This is a genomic window from Luteimicrobium sp. DT211, assembly GCF_049844995.1.
In the GTDB taxonomy this organism is placed as follows: domain Bacteria; phylum Actinomycetota; class Actinomycetes; order Actinomycetales; family Cellulomonadaceae; genus Luteimicrobium.
Window position 1 is genome coordinate 483,575 of sequence record NZ_JBNCMC010000004.1, and the last position, 19,708, is coordinate 503,282.

Annotated in this window: 13 protein-coding genes; 8 read left to right on the top strand and 5 right to left on the bottom strand. The window is 73.3% G+C overall.

Annotation, left to right across the window (positions count from 1 at the left end; translation table 11 throughout):
- The first annotated feature begins 13 nt into the window (after nt 1–13).
- The gene (gene guaB, locus ACLQ14_RS13170) at nt 14–1,567 is read left to right on the top strand and encodes an IMP dehydrogenase (protein ID WP_425813675.1); all 1,554 of its coding nucleotides are present in this window, start codon (nt 14–16) and stop codon (nt 1,565–1,567) included.
- An 87-nt stretch (nt 1,568–1,654) separates the two neighbouring features.
- Here the strand turns inward: guaB and ACLQ14_RS13175 are convergent, their stop codons facing one another.
- Both ACLQ14_RS13175 and ACLQ14_RS13180 read right to left on the bottom strand, forming a co-directional pair.
- Nucleotides 1,655–3,241 carry a helix-turn-helix domain-containing protein gene (locus ACLQ14_RS13175; RefSeq protein ID WP_425813679.1) on the bottom strand — a complete coding sequence of 529 codons (1,587 nt, stop codon included), beginning with the start codon at nt 3,239–3,241 and terminating at the stop codon, nt 1,655–1,657.
- Nucleotides 3,242–3,346: 105 nt separating this feature from the next.
- Nucleotides 3,347–4,063: an exonuclease domain-containing protein gene (locus tag ACLQ14_RS13180; RefSeq protein ID WP_425813681.1), complete on the bottom strand. Its 717-nt coding sequence runs from the start codon at nt 4,061–4,063 to the stop codon at nt 3,347–3,349.
- Nucleotides 4,064–4,160: 97 nt separating this feature from the next.
- Here ACLQ14_RS13180 and ACLQ14_RS13185 point away from each other — a divergent pair, with 97 nt between their 5' ends.
- The 5 genes from ACLQ14_RS13185 (at nt 4,161) to ACLQ14_RS13205 (ending at nt 10,766) form a co-directional block, all read left to right on the top strand.
- Nucleotides 4,161–5,285: a GuaB3 family IMP dehydrogenase-related protein gene (locus ACLQ14_RS13185; RefSeq protein ID WP_425813683.1), complete on the top strand. Its 1,125-nt coding sequence runs from the start codon at nt 4,161–4,163 to the stop codon at nt 5,283–5,285.
- A gap of 14 nt (nt 5,286–5,299) precedes the next feature.
- Nucleotides 5,300–5,836, top strand: coding sequence for a GNAT family acetyltransferase (locus tag ACLQ14_RS13190; RefSeq protein ID WP_425813685.1), 537 nt, complete (start codon nt 5,300–5,302; stop codon nt 5,834–5,836).
- A 50-nt stretch (nt 5,837–5,886) separates the two neighbouring features.
- A complete protein-coding gene (locus ACLQ14_RS13195) occupies nt 5,887–7,506 on the top strand; it encodes a succinic semialdehyde dehydrogenase (protein ID WP_425813687.1) in 1,620 nt (539 codons plus the stop codon).
- A gap of 122 nt (nt 7,507–7,628) precedes the next feature.
- Nucleotides 7,629–9,371 carry a phosphoenolpyruvate--protein phosphotransferase gene (gene ptsP / locus ACLQ14_RS13200; RefSeq protein ID WP_425813689.1) on the top strand — a complete coding sequence of 581 codons (1,743 nt, stop codon included), beginning with the start codon at nt 7,629–7,631 and terminating at the stop codon, nt 9,369–9,371.
- Nucleotides 9,372–9,587: 216 nt separating this feature from the next.
- Nucleotides 9,588–10,766 (top strand): glycoside hydrolase family 5 protein, encoded by a 1,179-nt coding sequence (locus tag ACLQ14_RS13205; protein WP_425813691.1) that lies wholly within the window; start codon nt 9,588–9,590, stop codon nt 10,764–10,766.
- Nucleotides 10,767–10,861: 95 nt separating this feature from the next.
- Here the strand turns inward: ACLQ14_RS13205 and ACLQ14_RS13210 are convergent, their stop codons facing one another.
- The 3 genes from ACLQ14_RS13210 to ACLQ14_RS13220 form a co-directional block, all read right to left on the bottom strand.
- A complete protein-coding gene (locus ACLQ14_RS13210) occupies nt 10,862–12,127 on the bottom strand; it encodes an acetate/propionate family kinase (protein WP_425813693.1) in 1,266 nt (421 codons plus the stop codon).
- On the bottom strand, nt 12,124–14,331 hold the full coding sequence (gene pta / locus ACLQ14_RS13215; RefSeq protein ID WP_425813695.1) for a phosphate acetyltransferase: 2,208 nt from the start codon (nt 14,329–14,331) through the stop codon (nt 12,124–12,126). Before pta ends, ACLQ14_RS13210 begins: the two co-directional genes overlap by 4 nt.
- A 66-nt stretch (nt 14,332–14,397) precedes the next feature.
- Nucleotides 14,398–16,872, bottom strand: a complete 2,475-nt coding sequence (locus tag ACLQ14_RS13220; protein WP_425813697.1) for a phosphoketolase family protein — start codon at nt 16,870–16,872, stop codon at nt 14,398–14,400.
- 259 nt (nt 16,873–17,131) lie between these two features.
- Here ACLQ14_RS13220 and ACLQ14_RS13225 point away from each other — a divergent pair, with 259 nt between their 5' ends.
- Both ACLQ14_RS13225 and ACLQ14_RS13230 read left to right on the top strand, forming a co-directional pair.
- The gene (locus ACLQ14_RS13225) at nt 17,132–18,064 is read left to right on the top strand and encodes an SURF1 family protein (protein WP_425813699.1); all 933 of its coding nucleotides are present in this window, start codon (nt 17,132–17,134) and stop codon (nt 18,062–18,064) included.
- 100 nt (nt 18,065–18,164) lie between these two features.
- Complete coding sequence (locus ACLQ14_RS13230; protein WP_425813701.1) at nt 18,165–19,667, top strand: MFS transporter; 1,503 nt, start codon at nt 18,165–18,167, stop codon at nt 19,665–19,667.
- Nucleotides 19,668–19,708 lie beyond the last annotated feature (41 nt).

Here is a 19,708-nt window from a genome sequence, read left to right on the forward strand (position 1 = left end):
GTAGACTCGTGACATGACGGACGTGCCTGCCCCCTACGCCTCGACGCCCGGCCAGCCTGCCCCGGCGGACCCGCCGAACCCGTTCTCCCGCATCGGGCTGACGTACGACGACGTCCTCCTCCTGCCGGGGGAGACCGACGTCGTGCCCAGCGAGGTCGACACGACCTCGCGGCTGACCCGGGAGATCTCGATCGCGATCCCGCTGGTCAGCGCCGCTATGGACACCGTGACCGAGTCGCGGATGGCCATCGCCATGGCCCGGCAGGGCGGCATCGGCGTCCTGCACCGCAACCTGTCGATCGCCGACCAGGCCCACCAGGTCGACGTCGTCAAGCGGTCCGAGTCGGGCATGGTCACCGATCCCGTGACCGTCAGCCCGGACGTCACCCTCGCCGAGCTCGACGCGCTGTGCGGCCAGTACCGCGTCTCCGGCCTGCCCGTCGTCGACGAGCGTGGGGTGCTCCTCGGGATCATCACCAATCGCGACCTGCGCTTCATCGCGAGCGCGGACTACGAGACCCGCCGGGTCCGCGAGGTCATGACCCCGATGCCGCTCGTGACGGCGCCCGTCGGCATCTCGCGCGACGAGGCGGCCGCGATCCTCGCGAAGCACAAGATCGAGAAGCTGCCGCTCGTCGACGCCGACGGCCGGCTCGGCGGTCTGATCACCGTCAAGGACTTCGTCAAGACGGAGCAGTACCCGAACGCCACGAAGGACGACGAGGGCCGCCTCCGGGTCGCCGCCGCGATCGGCTACTTCGGGGACGCGTGGGAGCGCGCGACGACGCTCGTCGAGGCCGGCGTCGACGTGCTCGTCGCCGACACCGCGCACGGCCACGTCCGCCTGCTGCTCGACATGGTGCGCCGGATCAAGTCGGACCCCGCGACCCGCCACGTGCAGGTGATCGGCGGCAACGTCGCCACGCGCGAGGGCTCGCAGGCGTTCATCGACGCGGGAGCCGACGCGATCAAGGTCGGCGTCGGCCCGGGCTCGATCTGCACGACGCGCATCGTCACGGGTGTGGGGGCGCCGCAGATCACGGCCGTGTGGGAGGCGTCGCTCGCCGCGCGCGCCGCCGGCATCCCGGTGATCGCCGACGGCGGCCTGCAGTACTCGGGCGAGATCGCCAAGGCGATCGTCGCGGGCGCCGAGACCGTCATGCTCGGCTCGCTGCTGGCGGGCTGCGACGAGGCGCCCGGCGACCTCATCTTCGTCAACGGCAAGCAGTTCAAGGCCTACCGCGGCATGGGCTCGCTGGGGGCGATGAGCTCGCGCGGCAAGAAGTCGTACTCCAAGGACCGGTACTTCCAGGCCGAGGTCACGAGCGACGACAAGCTCGTCCCCGAGGGCATCGAGGGCCGGGTCGCGTACCGCGGGCCGCTGGCCGCGGTGGCGCACCAGCTCGTCGGGGGGCTGCGCCAGTCGATGTTCTACGTCGGCGCACGCACCGTCCCCGAGCTCCAGCAGCGCGGCCAGTTCATCCGGATCACGCAGGCGAGCCTCAAGGAGTCGCACCCGCACGACATCCAGATGACCGTCGAGGCGCCCAACTACCAGAACGGCTGACGCCCCGGGCGGAGCAGCGCGACGGCCGGTCACCCGCACGGGTGACCGGCCGCCCGTCGTCGTGGGCGCCCCCGCCCGCCGCTGCCGTCAGTCGCGGAACGTCTCGATCTGTGCGCCGAGCTCGACCAGACGCTCCTGCAGCTGCTCGTAGCCGCGCGCGATGATGTCGACGTTGCGGAGGACCGACGTGCCCTTCGCCGCGAGCATCGCGAGGAGGATCACGACGGCGGGACGCAGCGCCGGCGGGCACGAGACCTCCGCCCCCGACCAGCGCGTCGGGCCGCTGACGAAGAGGCGGTGCGCGTCGGCGAGCCGGACGTCGGCCCCCAGGCGCGTGAGGTCCGTGAGGTGGACGGCCCGGCCCTCGTAGACCCAGTCGTGGATCTGCGTCTCGCCCGTCGCGCACGCGGCGATGACGGCGAAGAACGGCAGGTTGTCGATGTTGAGACCCGGGAACGGCATCGGGTGGATCTTGTCCAGCGGGGCGTGCAGGTCGCCCGGGTGGACCGTCACGTCGACGAGGCGCGTGCGGCCGTTGCGCGCGGGGTACTCGTCGGAGACGTCGTAGCGCAGGCCCATCTCCGCGAGCGTCGCGAGCTCGATCTCCATGAACTCGATCGGTACGCGCCCGACCGTGATCTCGGACCCGGTGACGATGCCCGCGGTGAGCAGGCTCATCGCCTCGACCGGGTCCTCGGAGACGGCGTACTCGACGTCCACGTCGATGTCGGGCAGCCCGTGCACGCGCAGCGTCGTCGTGCCGATGCCCTCGATGCGCACGCCCAGCAGCTCGAGGTAGAAGCACAGGTCCTGGACCATGTAGTTGGGGCTGGCGTTGCGGATCGTCGTGACGCCGTCGTGCCGCGCGGCCGCCATGATCGCGTTCTCGGTGACCGTGTCCCCGCGCTCGGTCAGCACGACCGCGAGGTCGCGCTTGCCGGGCCCGTCGACGACGGCGTGGTAGCGACCACCCGTCGCCGTGACGGACAGCCCGAAGGTGCGCAGCGCGATCATGTGCGGCTCGACCGTCCGCGTGCCGAGGTCGCAGCCGCCGGCGTAGGGGAGCTCGAAGGCGTCCTCGCGGCCGAGCAGCGGGCCGAGGAACATGATGATCGAGCGGGTCCGGCGGGCGGCGTCGTCGTCGATCGAGCCGAGGTCGAGGTCGCGCGGCGCCACGAGCTCGAGGTCGCGGCCGTCGGCCGACCAGGTCGCCCGGACGCCGATCGAGCGCAGCACGTCGACGATCCGGTCCACCTCGACGATCCGGGCGACGCCCCGCAGCCGGGTCGTGCCGCGGTTGAGCAGGCTCGCGCACAGCAGCGCGACCGCGCCGTTCTTGCTCGTGTTGACGTCGAGCCGCCCGGACAGCGGTTGGCCGCCCGTCACGCGCAGGTGGGTGTGCTGCGGTGCCCCGAGGGTCACGATCGGCGAGTCGAGGGCCGCGCCGATGCGCGTGAGCATGTCGAGGCTGACGTTCTGCGCGCCCTGCTCGATCCGGTGCACGGCGCTCTGGCTCGTGCCGAGGCGGTCGGCGAGCTGGGCCTGCGTGAGGCCGCGGTGGCGCCGCGCGGACCGGACGAGGGAGCCGACGTGGGCGAGCTGCTCGCCCACGGTCGGGAGGCTGCCCGTGGCCGGCGACGTCGTGTCGGGCGTGGGATCGGTGGTCGTCGTCATGCTCGCCAAGATAACTCATGGATGAGATATTGGACGTCCCGACGCGCTGGAGGGCACGGTGTTCTCGCTGCGCGGTTCCGGCAGGAACGTCATCGATGAGATGCCTCACACCGACGGTGGTGGCGTCGCCCTGCTCTCCTGCTCGCGGGCGCGCCACCGCTCGAGCTCGGCGGTCCAGGCGCGGTGCTGGTCGACCTGGTAGGCGTGCAGCGTCTCCAGGCTCATCGCTGCGAGCTGGGGGAACGCGGCGACCATGGCCGCGAGCAGGTCGAGGGTCGCGACGACGTCGGCATCTGCCGCGTGCAGCCCGGCCGCCTCCGGGCCGTCCGGGTCGAGGACGCCGTAGGCCGCGCAGAGCGCGCCGAGAGTCCGCCCGCCGCGCCGCAGCGGGACGAGGGCCCGGTCCAGGACGAGCGGGTCGACGACCGCCGGGACCGGCCGGCCGAGGCGCTGGGGCAGCGTCCGGAGCCCGTGGCGCTCGAGCTCGGCGTCCAGCAGCACCAGGTCGAAGCCGGCGTTGAACGCGACCACCGGCACACCCTCGGCCAGGGCCTCGTGCAGCACGGCGGCGATCTCCTCCAGCGCCTCGCGCGGCGGGCTGCCGTAGGTGCGCGCCTGCTCGGTCGAGATGCGGTGGATCGCGGCCGCGCCGTCGGGGATCTCGATGCCCGGGTCGACCAGCCAGGTACGCACCGTCGTCTCGACGCCCGGCGTGCGGTGCACGAGCGCCGCGGACACGATCCGGTCCCCGAGGGGATCGACGCCGGTCGTCTCGGTGTCGAACCCGAGGAGCGGCGAGGTCGTCCACGTGTCCGTGCTCATGCGGCCAGCGTCGCACCGGTCGCCCACACGACCGCGGTCCGCGCCGGGGTCGGGGGGCGTCCGGGGCCGGGCGGGGACGTCCCCCTAGACTGGTCCGGTGAGCAACGAGATCGAGATCGGCCGTGGCAAGCGCGGGCGCCGTGCCTACTCCTTCGACGACGTCGCCGTGGTCCCCTCGCGGCGCACGCGCGACCCCGAGGACGTCTCGGTCGGCTGGCAGATCGACGCGTACCACTTCGACCTCCCGATCGTCGCGGCCCCCATGGACTCGGTGATGAGCCCCGAGACGGCGGTCGCGCTCGGCCGGGCGGGCGGGCTCGGCGTCCTCGACCTCGAGGGACTGTGGACGCGCTACGAGGACCCGCGCCCCCTCCTCGAGGAGATCGCGACCCTCCCGCTCGAGCAGGCGACGAGCCGCATGCAGGAGATCTACGCTGCCCCGATCCTTCCGGACCTCGTGACGCAGCGCCTCAAGGAGATCCGCGCCGCGGGCGTCACCGTCGCCGGGGCGCTCTCCCCGCAGCGCACGCAGGAGCTCTCGCAGACCGTCGTCGACGCGGGCGTCGACCTGTTCGTCATCCGCGGCACCACCGTCTCCGCCGAGCACGTCTCGTCGAACGCGGAGCCCCTCAACCTCAAGCGGTTCATCTACGAGCTCGACGTCCCGGTGATCGTCGGCGGCGCGTCGACGTACACGGCGGCGCTGCACCTCATGCGCACCGGAGCGGCCGGCGTCCTCGTGGGCTTCGGCGGCGGTGCCGCCCACACGACGCGCGTCTCGCTGGGCATCCACGCACCCATGGCGACGGCCGTCGCCGACGTGGCCGCCGCGCGTCGGGACTACCTCGACGAGTCGGGCGGCCGGTACGTGCACGTGATCGCCGACGGCGGCGTCGGGCGCTCGGGCGACCTCGTCAAGGCCGTCGCGTGCGGCGCGGACGCCGTGATGATCGGCGCGGCGCTCGCCCGGGCCGAGGAGGCGCCGGGCGCCGGCTGGCACTGGGGGTCCGAGGCGCACCACGCGCAGCTTCCCCGCGGCGAGCGGGTGCGCGTCGGAACGGCGGGCACGCTCGAGGAGATCCTCTTCGGCCCCGGCCGGCAGGCCGACGGCACGCTCAACCTCGTCGGCGCCCTGCGCCGCGCGATGGCGACCACCGGCTACTCCGACCTCAAGGAGTTCCAGCGCGTCGAGGTCGTCGTCTCGCCCTACCAGCCGCGCTGACCGGGGAGGGCGACGTGACCCCCACCCCCGCGGGCTCGGGCCCGTCCGGGACGCGCGACGGCGTCGGCCTACGGCTCCCCGCGCCCGCGCTGCGCGTCGTCGAGGCCACCGACGACGACGCCGCGCCGCTCGTCGCCCTGTGGACCGCCTGCGGCCTCACACGGCCGTGGAACGACCCCGAGCGCGACATCGCCGACGCGCGCTCGACGCCCACCTCGACTGTGCTCGTGGGGCACGTGGATGGTGCGGCGGGCGCGGCCGGTGCGGGAATCCTCGTGAGCGGCGCCGTCGTCGGCTACGACGGCCACCGGGGCTGGCTGTACTACGTCGCGGTCGACCCGGCCTGGCAGGGGCGCGGGTTCGGCCGCGAGACGGTCGTCGCGGCCGAGGCGTGGCTCGCCGCCCAGGGGGCGCCGAAGGTGCAGCTCATGGTCCGTCGCACCAACGCGGACGCCGTCGGCTTCTACCAGGCCCTCGGGTACACCGACCAGGAGACCATCGTCCTGGGCCGGCGCTTCCCCGTCGCACAGGGCGGTCCGGACGTCGGCTGAGCGTCGCCGACACCTAGGACCGGTGGTGCCCGGACGCGTAGCCTGGGGCCATGGCAGACAGCACCGACGGCGTCAGCGTCGACGGCCTCCTCGACCCTGACAGCCCCACCGCCACGTACGCGCTCGAGCCCGACGTCGTCGCGCCGCTCCTGGACCGTCTCGCGAGCTCGCGCGGCGCCGGCGAGCACCGGACCGTCGCCCCCTTCACGGGGGCGCCGCTGGTCGCGGTGCCGCTCTCGTCGGAGCAGGACGTCGCGGGCGCCGTCGCGCGGGCCCGGGAGGCGCAGCGCGCCTGGGCCCAGGTCCCCGTCCGCGAGCGCGAGCAGGTCCTGCTGCGCCTGCACGACGTCGTCCTCGACCGGCAGTCCGAGGTCCTCGACCTCCTGCAGCTCGAGAACGGCAAGTCGCGCACCAGCGCGTTCGACGAGGTCATGGACGTCGCGCAGGTCGCCCGCCACTACGGGGCGCGCGCCCACCGGTACCTGGCCCCCCGCCGGGTGCCCGGGATGATCCCCGGCCTCACGAGCACCCGGGTGCTGAGGCACCCGGTCGGGGTCGTCGGCGTGATCGCGCCCTGGAACTACCCGCTGACGCTCACGCTCTCGGACCTGCTGCCCGCCCTCGTCGCGGGGAACGCCGCGGTGGTCAAGCCCGACCTGCAGACCCCGCTGACGATGCTGTGGGCCGCGGAGGCGCTCGAGGACGCGGGCCTGCCGGCCGGGGTCCTGCAGGTCGTGTACGGCGGGCCGGAGGTCGGGCGCGCGCTGACCGGGTCCGTCGACCACATCGTGTTCACCGGCTCGACGGCCGTCGGGCGCACCGTCGCGGCGCAGGCGGGGGAGCGGCTCATCGGCGCGACGCTCGAGCTCGGCGGCAAGAACCCGCTGTACGTCGCGGCGGACGCCGACGTGGCGTCGACCGCGCGCGGTGTCGTGCGGGCGTGCTTCGCCAACACGGGCCAGCTCTGCATGTCGATCGAGCGGCTGATCCTGCACGACGACATCGCTGACGAGTTCCTCGACGAGTTCGTGCCCCTCGTGCGCGACCTCACGATGGGCCCGGGCCTCGACTACCGGCACCAGGTCGGCTCCCTCACCTCGCAGGCGCAGCTGGACCGGGTCGTCGCGCACGTCGACGACGCCATCGCGCGCGGCGCGACGGTCCTCGCGGGCGGCGTGCACCGGGCGGACCTCGGCCCCTACTTCTACGCCCCGACCGTCCTGGACGGCGTGCCCGACGACGCCGCGTGCGCGCGCGAGGAGACCTTCGGTCCGGTGGTCTCGGTCCGCCGCGTGGCGTCGGACGACGAGGCGGTCGCGCAGATGAACGACACCGAGTTCGGGCTCAACGCGAGCATCTGGACGTCCGACACGGCCCGTGGACGCCGGCTCGCGGCGCGCGTGCGGGCCGGCTCCGTCAACGTCAACGACGGGTACGCGGCGGCGTGGGGCTCGGTCGCGGCGCCGTCGGGCGGGTTCAAGGCGTCGGGCCAGGGGCGGCGGCACGGCCGCGAGGGCATCGAGGCCGTCACGGAGGTGCAGACCGTCGCCGTCCAGCGCGGCGTGGCCCGCGGGCTGAGCTTCGACACGCTGCACGAGCGTCCGGGGGAGCAGTGGACCGGGCTCATGACGCGCGCGCTGCGGGCGATGCGCGCGGTGCGGGTGCCGTAGCCGCCGTCGTCCCGGGGCGCGGGTCGTCGGGTGTCGCCCGGCGTCGGCGCCCGGGTTAGCATCTGGTCTAGACCACCGTGTCGCACTGCTCTGTCGCCGAGGATCGAGGAACCATGTCGCACGTGACCAGCGTCCCTGAGAGTGCCGCCCACAGCGCCGGCGCCGCCGACCACGACGGCTCGACGACCGTCCTCCACGGCGTCGGGGTCGGCAGGGCGGGGGTGGTCGGCCCGGTCGTGCAGGTGGCGGCCGCGCCGGTCGTCCCGGCGGAGGAGCCGGGGACGGCGCCCGACCAGGTCGACGCGGTCCAGGCGCGCGTGACGGCGGCGTTCGACGCCGTCTCCGCCGGGCTGCGCGCGCAGGCGGACGCGGCCACCGGTGCGGCCGTCGAGGTGCTGGGGGCGACGGCGCAGATGGCCGACGACAAGGCCCTGCGCAAGCAGACCGCGCAGAGGATCGCGAGCGGGTCGGGGCCGGTGGCGGCGCTGGACGAGTCCGTGGGCGGCTTCGCGACGATGTTCGAGCAGGCCGGCGGGTACCTGGCCGAGCGCGTCACCGACCTGAGGTCCGTGCGCGACCGGGTCGCCGCCCGGATCCTCGGCGTCCCGGAACCCGGCGTGCCGGCGCTCGCCCGGCCGTCCGTCGTCGTCGGCCGGGACCTCGCGCCCGCGGATACGGCCACGCTCGACGTGAGCCACGTGCTCGCGATCGTCACCGAGCTCGGCGGCCCGACCTCGCACACCGCGATCATCGCCGGGCAGCTCGGCATCCCGTGCGTCGTGCGCGTGGGCGGCGCGACGGCGCTCGCGGACGGGACGGTCGTCGCCGTCGACGCCGCCGCGGGGACCGTGGAGGTCGGCCCGGCGCCCGAGGTGGCGCAGGGCTTCGCGCGCCGCGCGGAGGTGGCGTCGAGGCTTGCCGAGGACCACGCCCCCGGCGCGACCGCCGACGGCCACGGGGTCCTCCTGCTCGCGAACATCGGGACCGCCGAGGACGCCGAGCGCGCGGCCGCCCAGGCGGTCGAGGGGTCGGGGCTGTTCCGCACCGAGGTGCTGTTCCTCGACCGCGAGACCGCGCCCACGCGCGAGGAGCAGGCCGCTACCTACGCCCGGGCCCTGCGCGCGTTCGGGGACCGCAAGGTCGTGATCCGCACCCTCGACGCCGGCGCCGACAAGCCTCTGAAGTTCGCGACCCAGCCCGACGAGGAGAACCCCGCGCTCGGGGTGCGGGGGTACCGCCTGGTGCGGACCGTGCCCGACGTGGTGACCGCGCAGCTCGAGGCCCTCGGGGACGCGCGCCGCGAGACCGGGCTCGAGCCGTGGGTCATGGCGCCCATGATCGCGACGCCGGGGGAGGCGCGGGAGTTCGCCGCCTCCGCCCGGGCGCAGGGCCTCACGAAGGTCGGGGTCATGGTGGAGATCCCCGCCGCGGCGCTGCGCGCCGACGCGATCCTCCGCGAGGTCGACTTCGTGTCCATCGGGTCCAACGACCTCGCGCAGTACACGATGGCCACCGACCGGCTCCGGGGCGAGCTCGCGGACCTGATCGACCTGTGGCAGCCCGCCGTCCTCGACCTCGTCGCCGCGACCGCGGCCGCCGGGCAGCGCGTCGGCAAGGACGTCGGGGTCTGCGGGGAGTCGGCGGCGGACCCGCTCATGGCGGTCGTCCTCACCGGCCTCGGGGTCACGAGCCTGTCCATGGCGCCCGTCGCCGTCCCCGCCGTGCGCTACACGGTCAAGGCGCACACGCTCGACCAGGCGCGCGCCGTCGCCCGCGCCGCTCTCGCCGCCGACGACGCGCCTGCGTCTCGGGCGGCCGCGCTCGCCGCGCTCGCCCCCGGCGTCGCAGACGCGCTGGCCCTCTGACGGCTTTCGCGAGGTAGCGCCTTTCGCCCGAGACAGCACGGACTCCGCGCTACCTCGAGCGAGACGCGCTACCTCGCGGGGCGGTCAGGCGGGAGACCCAGATCGAACGTCCGATGTTCGGCTTGCCAGACGGCAAGATGGTGACGTAAACATGGAGCGGTTGCGCAGCCCGCGCCCCGGACGGGGCGTGCCGCTCAAAGAAGAGGGAAGTGCTCCATGCGATTGCTCACCGTTCCCCGGAGACCGGGCCGAGCCCGCGCCGCCGTCGTCCTCGCGACCGCGGCTCTCGTCGTCGGCGTCGTCGCGCCCGCCGCCACGGCCGCCGACCATGCGTCGTCCGGCACCACGCCCGCCGGCCGCGCGTCGAGCACGACGACGGACCCGACGAAGGCGACCACCAGCGCTGCGAAGCGCTCGGGGAAGAAGACCGTCACGCTCGACCCGGCCCAGTTCAGGGGCGTCAACTGGGCTGACCCGCGCGACAACTTCGCCGACGACGCCGTGGTCCCGTCGGGGCTGTCGGCGTCCGACGCGCCGTCGACGACCTACCGCAAGGCGCACGAGATCCTCCTCGGCTTCCGCAAGAACCTGGGCGCGAACACCGTGCGTCTCCCCGTCAACCCGTACTCGGTCGGGAAGTCCTCCGGGTGGTGGGCCGACTACCGCCAGGTCGTCGAGGCCGCGACAGACCTCGGCTTCAAGGTCGTGCTCGGCTACTGGGAGGGTCCCGGGGCCGAGGACGACGGCATCGTCGACGACGCCACCGCCTGGTGGTCGATGTGGAAGACGCTCACCTCGACGTATGCGAGGAGCAGCAACGTCTACTTCGAGCCGATGAACGAGCCGCACGGCTACACCGAGGAACAGTGGACCTCGCTCGTGACCTCGTGGCTGGGCCGGTTCGACGCCGTGCCCCGCGACCGCGTGTTCGTCAGCGGCATCGGGTACAGCGACCACGTGAACGACCTGTGCACGGACTCGGCCCTGGACGGCACGTACCTGGCGCTCCACGACTACGGCTACTGGGGCACCCGCACGTACGCCGAGTGGGTCGACGACCTGGAGTCCCGCATCGGCGACTGTGCGGGCCGCACGGTGCTCGACGAGTTCGGCGCACCGATGACGACCGGCATCGACTACGCGGCGTCGTCGACCGCGAGCGACGCCGACACGAACAACTCGGTGGCGTTCATGCAGGCCGCGACCGACACGGTCCGGCGTCTGCACCTAGGGTCCGTGTACTGGCCGGGTCTGCGCACGGGCGACACCTACAGCCTGGAGACGCTCACGACGACGCACGGCCGGCTCTCGCTCGTCGACTCCAACGCGTCCGGGGTCGCGCTCGTCGAGTGGGGCTGGGGCCGCGGGAGGGTCGCGCCGCACGCCGTCGCCTGACCTGGGCGGCTTGGGCCAGCCGAGGTAGCGCGTTTCGCCCGAGACAGCACGGACTCCGCGCTACCTCCGGCGAGACGCGCTACCTCGCGGGTCGGTCAGGCGGGGAGGCCGTCCACGACCTCGATGCACTGGCGGGCGATCGCGAGCTCCTCGTTCGTCGGCACGACCATGACGAGCGTGCTGGTCCACGACGGCGAGATGATCCGCGGCTCGTCGGAGCGCCCGGCGTTGCGGTCGGGGTCGACGGAGAGCCCCAGCGGCTCGAGGCCGTCGAGCACCTCGGCGCGCACGGCGGCGTCGTTCTCCCCGACGCCCGCGGTGAACGCGAGCACGTCGACCCGCCCGAGCACCGCGTGGTACGCGCCGATGTACTTGCGCAGGCGGTGCTCGTAGACGTCGAGCGCGAGGCGGGCGGCCTTCGCCGCCTCCGGGTCCTCACCCTCGGCGAGTCTGCGGACCTCGCGGAAGTCGTTCTCCCCGGCGAGGCCCTTGACGCCCGAGCGCTTGTTGAACAGGTCGTCGATCTCGTCGATGCTCATGCCCGCGTTGCGGGACAGGTGGAACACGACCGCGGGGTCGATGTCGCCCGTGCGCGTGCCCATGACGAGGCCCTCGAGGGGCGTGAGGCCCATCGACGTCTCGACCGGGACGCCGCCCGCCACCGCCGACGCGGAGGCGCCGTTGCCCAGGTGCAGGACGATCTGGTTGAGGTCCTGCACGCGGCGCCCGAGGACGCGGGCGACCTTGCCCACGACGTACTGGTGGCTCGTCCCGTGGAACCCGTACCGCCGCACGCCGTGCTCCTCGGCGACGGCGCGGTCCAGCGCGTACGTGTAGGCGTGCTCGGGCAGGGCCTGGAAGAAGGCCGTGTCGAACACGGCGACGTGCGGCACGTCGCCCATGAGCTCGCGTGCCACCTCGATGCCGGTCGCGTTCGCCGGGTTGTGCAGCGGGGCGAGGGGGGACAGGTCGCGGATCTTCCGGACGACGTCGTCGTCGACGAGGACCGGCGCGGAGAAGACCGAGCCGCCGTGGACGACGCGGTGCCCGACGGCGTGCACGCTCGCCCTCTCGAGGTCGGGCCCGAGCTCGGCGAACAGGCCGAGCGCGAGGCGGAGCGCCTCGCCGTGGTCGGCGACCGTCTCCTCGCGCCTGGTCGTGTTGCCGCCGTAGCTGTGCTTGACGGGGCTCGACGACTCGCCGATCCGCTCGACGACGCCCGACGCGATCGCCTCGCCGCCCACCGGGTTGACGAGCTGGTACTTGAGCGAGCTGGAGCCCGAGTTCAGGACCAGCACGGAGCCGTGCGCGCCGTACGCGGAGTACGGGTTCGGACGCTCGGACTCGGGCAGGATGCTCATGCTTCTCCTTCGCCGCGGGCAGCGGCTGCTGTGCCGGCGTCGCCGGCCGGGCCGGCCTGCGCCTGGATCGCGGTGATCGCGACGGTGTTGACGATGTCGTGGACGAGCGCCCCGCGCGACAGGTCGTTGACGGGCTTGGCGAGCCCCTGGAGGACCGGCCCGATCGCGACCGCGCCGGCCGACCGCTGGACCGCCTTGTACGTGTTGTTGCCGGTGTTGAGGTCGGGGAAGACGAACACCGTCGCCTTCCCGGCGACGTCCGACCCGGGCATCTTCGACGCCGCGACGGACGCGTCGACGGCGGCGTCGTACTGGATCGGGCCCGCGACCGACAGGTCGGGGCGGCGCTCGCGGACGAGCGCGGTGGCGTCCCGGACCTTCTCGACGTCGGCGCCGAAGCCCGACTCACCCGTCGAGTAGGACAGCATCGCGATCCGCGGCGGGACGCCGAACTGGGCGCCCGTGGCGGCGGAGGAGATGGCGATGTCGGCGAGCTCGGTGGCCGTGGGGTCCGGGATGACGGCGCAGTCGCCGTAGACCAGCACCCGGTCCTCGAGGCACATGAGGAACACGGACGACACGACCGAGACGCCGGGCGCGGTCTTGATGATCTCGAACGACGGCTTGATGGTGTGGGCCGTGGTGTGCGCGGCGCCCGACACCATGCCGTCCGCGAGCCCGAGGTGGACCATCATCGTCCCGAAGTAGGACACGTCGGTGACGATCTCGCGGGCCCGGTCCACGGTCATGCCCTTGTGCGCGCGCAGGCTGGCGTACTCGTCGGCGAACCGCTCGACGAGCGCCGGGTCGTGCGGCGAGAGCACCTGGGCGCCGTCGAGCCGCAGCCCGAGCTCGGCGGCGCGGGACCGCACCGCGGCCTCGTCGCCGAGGATCGTCAGCTCGGCGACGTCGCGCTGCAGCAGGGTCGACGCGGCGCGCAGCACGCGGTCGTCGTCGCCCTCGGGCAGGACGACGTGCCTGCGGTCCGCCCGGGCCCGGGCGAGGAGCTCGTACTCGAACATGAGCGGGGTCACGACGTCCGACGGCGGCACCTCGAGGGCCGCCGCGAGGCCGCGCCCGTCGCGCGTGAGCGCGGCGCCCGCGGTCGCCCGGTCGAACAGCGCGAGCGCCGTGTCGACCTTCGCGGGGGCCTCGAGGCTGACGCGCCCCCGCGTGCGCTCCGCCCGGCTCGCCGTCTCGATCGTGTCGAGGTTCGTGGTCAGGATCGGGAGGCTCGGGGCGAGGTCGTCGAGCAGGCGGGCGATCGACGCGGACGGCTCGAGGCCGCCGGTCAGGATCATCCCCGCGAGCGACGGGTACGACGGCGCCGAGTGGGCCGCCAGGAGCCCGATCAGCACCTCGGAGCGGTCGCCCGCCGTGACGACGACGGCCCCGTCGGTGAGGTGGTCGAGCAGGTGCTCGAGCGTCATCGCCCCGACGAGCACGCCCGTCACCTCGCGCGCCAGCAGGTCGTGGTCGCCGAGGAGGACCGTCCCGTCGACGGCCTCGCGCAGGCCCTCGACGGTCGGGGCGGACAGCGACGGCTCCTCCGGGATCGTCCACACCGGCAGGGGCGACGGTGCCCCCGGCCCGCCGCCGCTCCCGGCGAGCCCGGCGAGCGCCACCCCGACCGCCTCGAGATCCTCGGGCCGGCACCGGTTCGCGACGACGCCGAACGGCCGCGCGTGGAGGGCCCGCAGCTCGGCGAGGCTCACCTCGGCGAGCTGGCGGACGTCGTCGGGTGTGCGGCCGAAGCCCGAGAGCACGAGGAGGACGGGTGCCCCGAGGTTCGCCGCGACCCGCGCGTTGAACGCGAGCTCCGTGGGGCCCGCCACGTCGGTGTAGTCGCTGCCCAGCACCAGGACGGCGTCGCACGCGACCGCCACGTCGTGGAACCGGGCCACGACCTGCGCGAGCGAGCCCTCAGGGTCGTCGTGGACGTCGTCGTACGTCACGCCGACGCACTGCTCGTAGGTGAGGCCGACGCTGTCCCGCGCGAGCAGCAGCTCGAGGACGTAGTCGCGGCCGGTCCCCGGGTTCGCCTGGGCGCTGCGCGCGACCGGCCGGAACACCCCCACCCGCCGGAACCGCCGCTGGAGCAGCTCCAGCACCCCGAGCGCGACGGTCGACTTGCCGGTCTCCCCCTCGGGGGAGGTGATGTACACGCTGCGGGTGGACTCGCTCACGGGATCATTCCATCGCATCGGGACCCGCGGCGCAGTGCCGCGGGCCCCGACGTGAGGGACGTCTCCTCGACAGGCCAGGTAGGGCTACTCGTTGTCCCCGCCGGTCCCGATGGTCGCGTCGACCTGACCGGTGTCGGCGAGGTCCTGCGCGTCGGGCCACACCCAGTCCCGCACCTCGGGCAGGTCGTCGCCGTGCTCGCGGGTGTACTGGCGGGCCTCGAGGCGCTTGTCCTGCATCTCCTGGCGCAGCCCGGCGTACCGGGACGCGAGCCCGGGGACGCGGTCGATCACGTCGATGACCAGGTGGAACCGGTCGAGGTCGTTGAGCATGACCATGTCGAACGGCGTCGTGGTCGTGCCCTCCTCCTTGTACCCGCGCACGTGCAGGTTGGCGTGCCCGGTGCGGCGGTACGTGAGGCGGTGGATGAGCCACGGGTACCCGTGGTACGCGAAGATGACCGGCTTGTCGCGCGTGAACAGCGTGTCGAAGTCCTTGTCCGACAGGCCGTGCGGGTGCTCCTTCTCGTCCTGCAGCCGCATGAGGTCGACGACGTTCACCACCCGCACGCGCAGGTCGGGGACGCGCGTGCGCAGGATGTCGGCGGCGGCGAGCACCTCGAGCGTCGGGACGTCGCCCGCGCAGCCGAGGACGACGTCCGGCTCCTGGCCCTCGGTCTCGCTGCCCGCCCAGTCCCAGATGCCGAGCCCGCGCGTGCAGTGCGCCACGGCCTGCTCCATGGACAGGAACTGGGGCGCCGGCTGCTTGCCGGCGACGACGACGTTCACGTACTGCCGGCTGCGCAGGCAGTGGTCGTACGTCGACAGGAGGGTGTTGGCGTCCGGCGGCAGGTACACCCGCACGACCTCGGCCTTCTTGTTCACCACGTGGTCGATGAAGCCCGGGTCCTGGTGGCTGAAGCCGTTGTGGTCCTGGCGCCACACGTGGCTCGACAGCAGGTAGTTGAGGCTCGCGACCGGCCTCCGCCACGGGATGTGGTTCGTGACCTTGAGCCACTTGGCGTGCTGGTTGAACATCGAGTCGACGATGTGGATGAACGCCTCGTAGCTGGTGAACAGGCCGTGCCGCCCGGTGAGCAGGTAGCCCTCGAGCCAGCCCTGGCACTGGTGCTCGGAGAGCTGCTCCATGACGCGCCCGGCGCGCACCAGGTGCTCGTCGACCGCGGGGGAGAAGTACTCGGCGTTCCACTGCTTGCCGGTCACCTCGTACACGGCCTGCAGGCGGTTCGACGCCGTCTCGTCCGGGCCGAAGATCCGGAAGTTGTCCGGGTTGCGGCGGATCACCTCGGTCAGGAAGTCGCCGAGGACGCGCGGCGCCTCGACCGCGCCCGAGCCCGGCCTCGGCACGTCGACCGCGTAGTCGCGGAAGTCCGGGAGCCGCAGGTCGCGGAGCAGGACCCCGCCGTTCGCGTGCGGGTTCGCGCTCATCCGCAGGTCGCCCGCGGGCGCGAGCTCGCGGATGTCGTCGAGGACCGCGCCGTCGTCGTCGAACAGCTCGTCCGCCTGGTAGGACCGCAGCCAGTCCTCGAGGACCTTGAGGTGCTCGGGCGTGTCCCGGGCGTTCGCGAGCGGCACCTGGTGCGCGCGCCACGAGCCGACGGTCTTCTTGCCGTCGATGGTCTCGGGACCGGTCCAGCCCTTCGGGGTCCGGAAGACGATCATCGGCCAGGCGGGGCGCGTGACGTCGTCGCCGGCCTCGGCCTGCGCGGCCGCCTCCGCCTTGATCGCGGCGATCTCGTCGAGCACGGCATCGAGCGTCGTCGCGAACCGCCGGTGAATGCTCTGGTGCGACTCGTCGGACTCGTCGGCCACCTCGAACCAGTGGACCTTGTGCCCGTACCCGGTGAGGAGCGAGGTGAGCTCGTCCTGCCCGATCCGGTCGAGGATCGTGGGGTTCGCGATCTTGTACCCGTTGAGGTGCAGGATCGGCAGGACGACGCCGTCGTGGGCGGGGTTGAGGAGCTTGTTCGAGTGCCAGCTGGTCGCGAGCGGGCCGGTCTCGGCCTCGCCGTCGCCCACCACCGCGGCGACCAGCAGGTCGGGGTTGTCGAACGCGGCACCGTAGGCGTGCGACAGCGCGTAGCCCAGCTCGCCGCCCTCGTGGATCGACCCCGGCGTCTCCGGCGCGACGTGCGACGGGATACCGCCGGGGAACGAGAACTGGCGGAACAGCTTGCGCAGTCCCTCCTCGTCCTCGGTGATGTCCGAGTAGAGCTCGGAGTACGTGCCGTCGAGGTAGGTGCTCGCCACGAGACCCGGGCCGCCGTGCCCGGGGCCCGCCACGTAGATCGTCGACTGCTGGCGCTGCGCGATCGCCCGGTTGAGGTGCGCGTACAGGAAGTTGAGGCCGGGCGTCGTCCCCCAGTGGCCGAGCAGACGGGGCTTCACGTCGTCGCGCGTGAGCGGCCGGCGCAGGAGCGGGTTGTCGAGCAGGTAGATCTGACCCACCGACATGTAGTTGGCAGCACGCCACCACCTGTCGATCCGGGCGACCGTCTCGTCGCTCACTCCGGTGTCCGGAAGGGCTGTCCAGGGGGACATCGCTCACACTCTCCTCGGGGCTGTGCTGGTGGTGCCCTCATTCCATCGCACGGCGCGTCCCCTCGCGCGCCGGGGAGACGTGACCAATCCGACGGCTCCGGCGGCCGTCGTGGGGGCCCACGAGGTCGGGGCTCCCAGGCTCCCCGGCTACCGTTGACCCGTGGTCTCCCCGGCACCCCCGACGACGCCGGCCGCCCCCGGTCCGGGCGCGCCCCGGCCTGCGCCCGTCCGGCCCGGGCGACCCGGGCGGCCTCCACGCGTGGCTGGCCCGCTGACGTGGGGCCAGGTCGCCCGCCGGCCGCGCATGATCGGGCTCCTCGCCGTCCTGCTCGCCTTCGCCGCGCTCTGCGGGAGCCTCGGCGCCTGGCAGCTCGACCGCGCGTACGCGCGCGGCGACGCCGCGCAGCAGAAGCAGCTCGACGCGAGGCTCGCGGCCGAGGAGGCCCGCGGACCCGAGGGCCTCGGGAACGCCCTCGCCCCGCAGACGACGTTCACCGGGAAGCTCGTCGGCGACCTCGTGTGGGTCGAGGGCACGTACGAGCCCGACGGCCAGGTCCTCGTCCCGGACCGCGCGTCGGACGGCCGCACGGGCTACCTCGTCCTCACCCCGTTGCGCGTGTCCGACGACGGCACGAGCGGCGCGTCGTGGGCTCACCTGTCCGGCGGGGCGCCCGTGGTCCCCGTGGTGCGCGGCTGGGTGGCGACACCGCAGGAGGCGCCGGCCGCGCCGTCGGGCACGGTCAAGGTGGACGGGTACCTGCAGGCGTCCGAGGCGACGACCGGGGACGGTCACACGCTTCCCGCCGGCCAGGTCGACTCCGTCTCGTCCGCGCAGCTCGCCAACCGGTGGGGCGGCCCGATATACAGCGGGTACGTCGTGCTGAAGGACTCCGACCCGGTGCCCGACCCCGCGGTGACGGTGCTGCCCCGGCCGAAGGTCGAGGGCTCGGGCGACGTGAACCTGCAGAGCCTGTCGTACGCGTTCCAGTGGTGGCTGTTCGCCGTCTTCGCGGTGTTCGTGTGGTGGAGGATCGTGCGGGACCAGCGCGACCACGAGAACGCCGCCCTGGCCGCGGTGTCCGAGAAACCGGGTGCGGACGCCGGGCCCGACGCCGGCCCCGGCCGCGGGCGGTCCAAGCCGCGGGTCCGGCGCGGCGAGGACGGCATCGCCGGCCTCCCGGCCAAGCGCTGACGCCCGCGGTCCCCGGCTCGTCCGGGCCCTGTCAGCGAGATGTCAGCGCCGGCACCCCCGTGTCAGCGGGGTGTCAACGCGGCCGACGAACATCGTCTCCATGACCACGACCGCACTCCAGCCGCGACCTGCCACGTCGCGCACCTACTCGTCCCTCCGGGCCGCCTGGATCCCGATGGCGGCACTCTGCCTGGCCTTCTTCGTCGAGATGGTCGACAACACGCTCATGTCGATCGCCCTCCCGACGATCGGCCGCGACCTCGGCAGCAGCACCACCGCGCTGCAGTGGGTCAGCGGCGCGTACTCGCTCACGTTCGGCGGGCTGCTCCTCACCGCAGGCTCGATCGCCGACCGGTTCGGGCGGCGCCGCGTGCTGCTCGTCGGGCTGGCGGCGTTCGGGATCATCAGCCTCGGCGCCGCCCTCGTCTCGACGAGCGGCGAGCTCATCACCTTGCGTGCCCTGCTCGGCCTGGCGGCCGCGGCGATGGCGCCCGTGACGAACTCGCTGGTGTTCCGTCTGTTCGACGACAAGGCGCTCCGGATGCGGGCCATCACCGTGATGATGGTCGTCGGCATGTCCGGGTTCATCCTCGGCCCGCTGCTCGGTGGCACCGCGCTCGCGCACGTCTCGTGGCAGTGGCTGCTCCTCGTCAACTTCCCGATCGCTCTGATCGCGTGGATCGGCGTCCGGCTCGGTGTCGCAGCCGACGCCAAGGACGGCCTGACCGACGACAAGCTCGACCTCCCGGGCGCCGCCTTCAGCATCGCGACCATCGGGCTCGCGTGCTACGCCCTCACCAGCGGCGTCCAGCACGGCTGGCTCTCGGTGATCACGCTCGGCTGCATCGTCGGCGCCGCGCTGGCCGCGGTGCTGTTCGTCCGGCACGAGCGCCGCAGCGCGGCACCGATGCTCGACCTCAAGCTCTTCTCGAACGGCACGGTGCGCGGCGCCTCGATCGCGCAGATCGGTACCGCCGTCGCGATGGCGGGCGTCATGTTCGGCCTGATCCTGCACTTCCAGTACGCGTGGGGCTGGAGCCCCGTGAAGGCGGGCCTGGCGAACCTCCCGATGATCATCACGATGCTCGGCGCGACGCCCTTCTCGGAGTGGCTCGTCACGCGGTTCGGGCACCGGGTCGCCTGCCTCGTCGGGTCCGGCTTCCTCGCCGCGGGCGTCGGTGGCCTCGCGTGGGGCGTCGAGCACGGCTACGTCGCGATCGCCCTCGCGATGGTCGTCATGACCGTCGGCCTGCGCACGGTGATGACCGTGTGCGCCGTGGCCCTCGTGGACGAGATGCCCGCCAACCGCACCTCGATGGGCACCGCTCTCAACGACACCGCCCAGGAGGTCGGGACGAGCGTCGGCACCGCGGTCGTCGGGACGCTCATCGCGACCCTGGTCGCGAGCCAGCTCCCCGCCGACACCTGGAGCAGCGAGCTGGTCGCCTCGTTCTTCCACGGCGAGCGGGTCACGTACATCGTGCTGGCCGTGGTGGTCGGGATCCTCGCGGCGTTCGGCGCCTCGACCCTGACCAGCTCGCGCTCGACCGAGGAGCACACCGACGACGAGGAGACGGTCGAGCCCGCGACGGTCTCCGCCTGACCCCGGGCGACCTCAGCGGGGCTTGCGGGCCGCGACGAGGT

Excerpts from the sequence above, each read along its gene's own strand:
- guaB (WP_425813675.1), top strand. The coding sequence starts at position 14 with ATGACGGACGTGCCTGCCCCCTACGCCTCGACGCCCGGCCAGCCTGCC.
- ACLQ14_RS13175 (WP_425813679.1), bottom strand. The coding sequence starts at position 3,241 with ATGACGACGACCACCGATCCCACGCCCGACACGACGTCGCCGGCCACG.
- ACLQ14_RS13180 (WP_425813681.1), bottom strand. The coding sequence starts at position 4,063 with ATGAGCACGGACACGTGGACGACCTCGCCGCTCCTCGGGTTCGACACC.
- ACLQ14_RS13195 (WP_425813687.1), top strand. The coding sequence starts at position 5,887 with ATGGCAGACAGCACCGACGGCGTCAGCGTCGACGGCCTCCTCGACCCT.
- ACLQ14_RS13205 (WP_425813691.1), top strand. The coding sequence starts at position 9,588 with ATGCGATTGCTCACCGTTCCCCGGAGACCGGGCCGAGCCCGCGCCGCC.
- ACLQ14_RS13210 (WP_425813693.1), bottom strand. The coding sequence starts at position 12,127 with ATGAGCATCCTGCCCGAGTCCGAGCGTCCGAACCCGTACTCCGCGTAC.
- pta (WP_425813695.1), bottom strand. The coding sequence starts at position 14,331 with ATGCGATGGAATGATCCCGTGAGCGAGTCCACCCGCAGCGTGTACATC.
- ACLQ14_RS13220 (WP_425813697.1), bottom strand. The coding sequence starts at position 16,872 with ATGTCCCCCTGGACAGCCCTTCCGGACACCGGAGTGAGCGACGAGACG.
- ACLQ14_RS13230 (WP_425813701.1), top strand. The coding sequence starts at position 18,165 with ATGACCACGACCGCACTCCAGCCGCGACCTGCCACGTCGCGCACCTAC.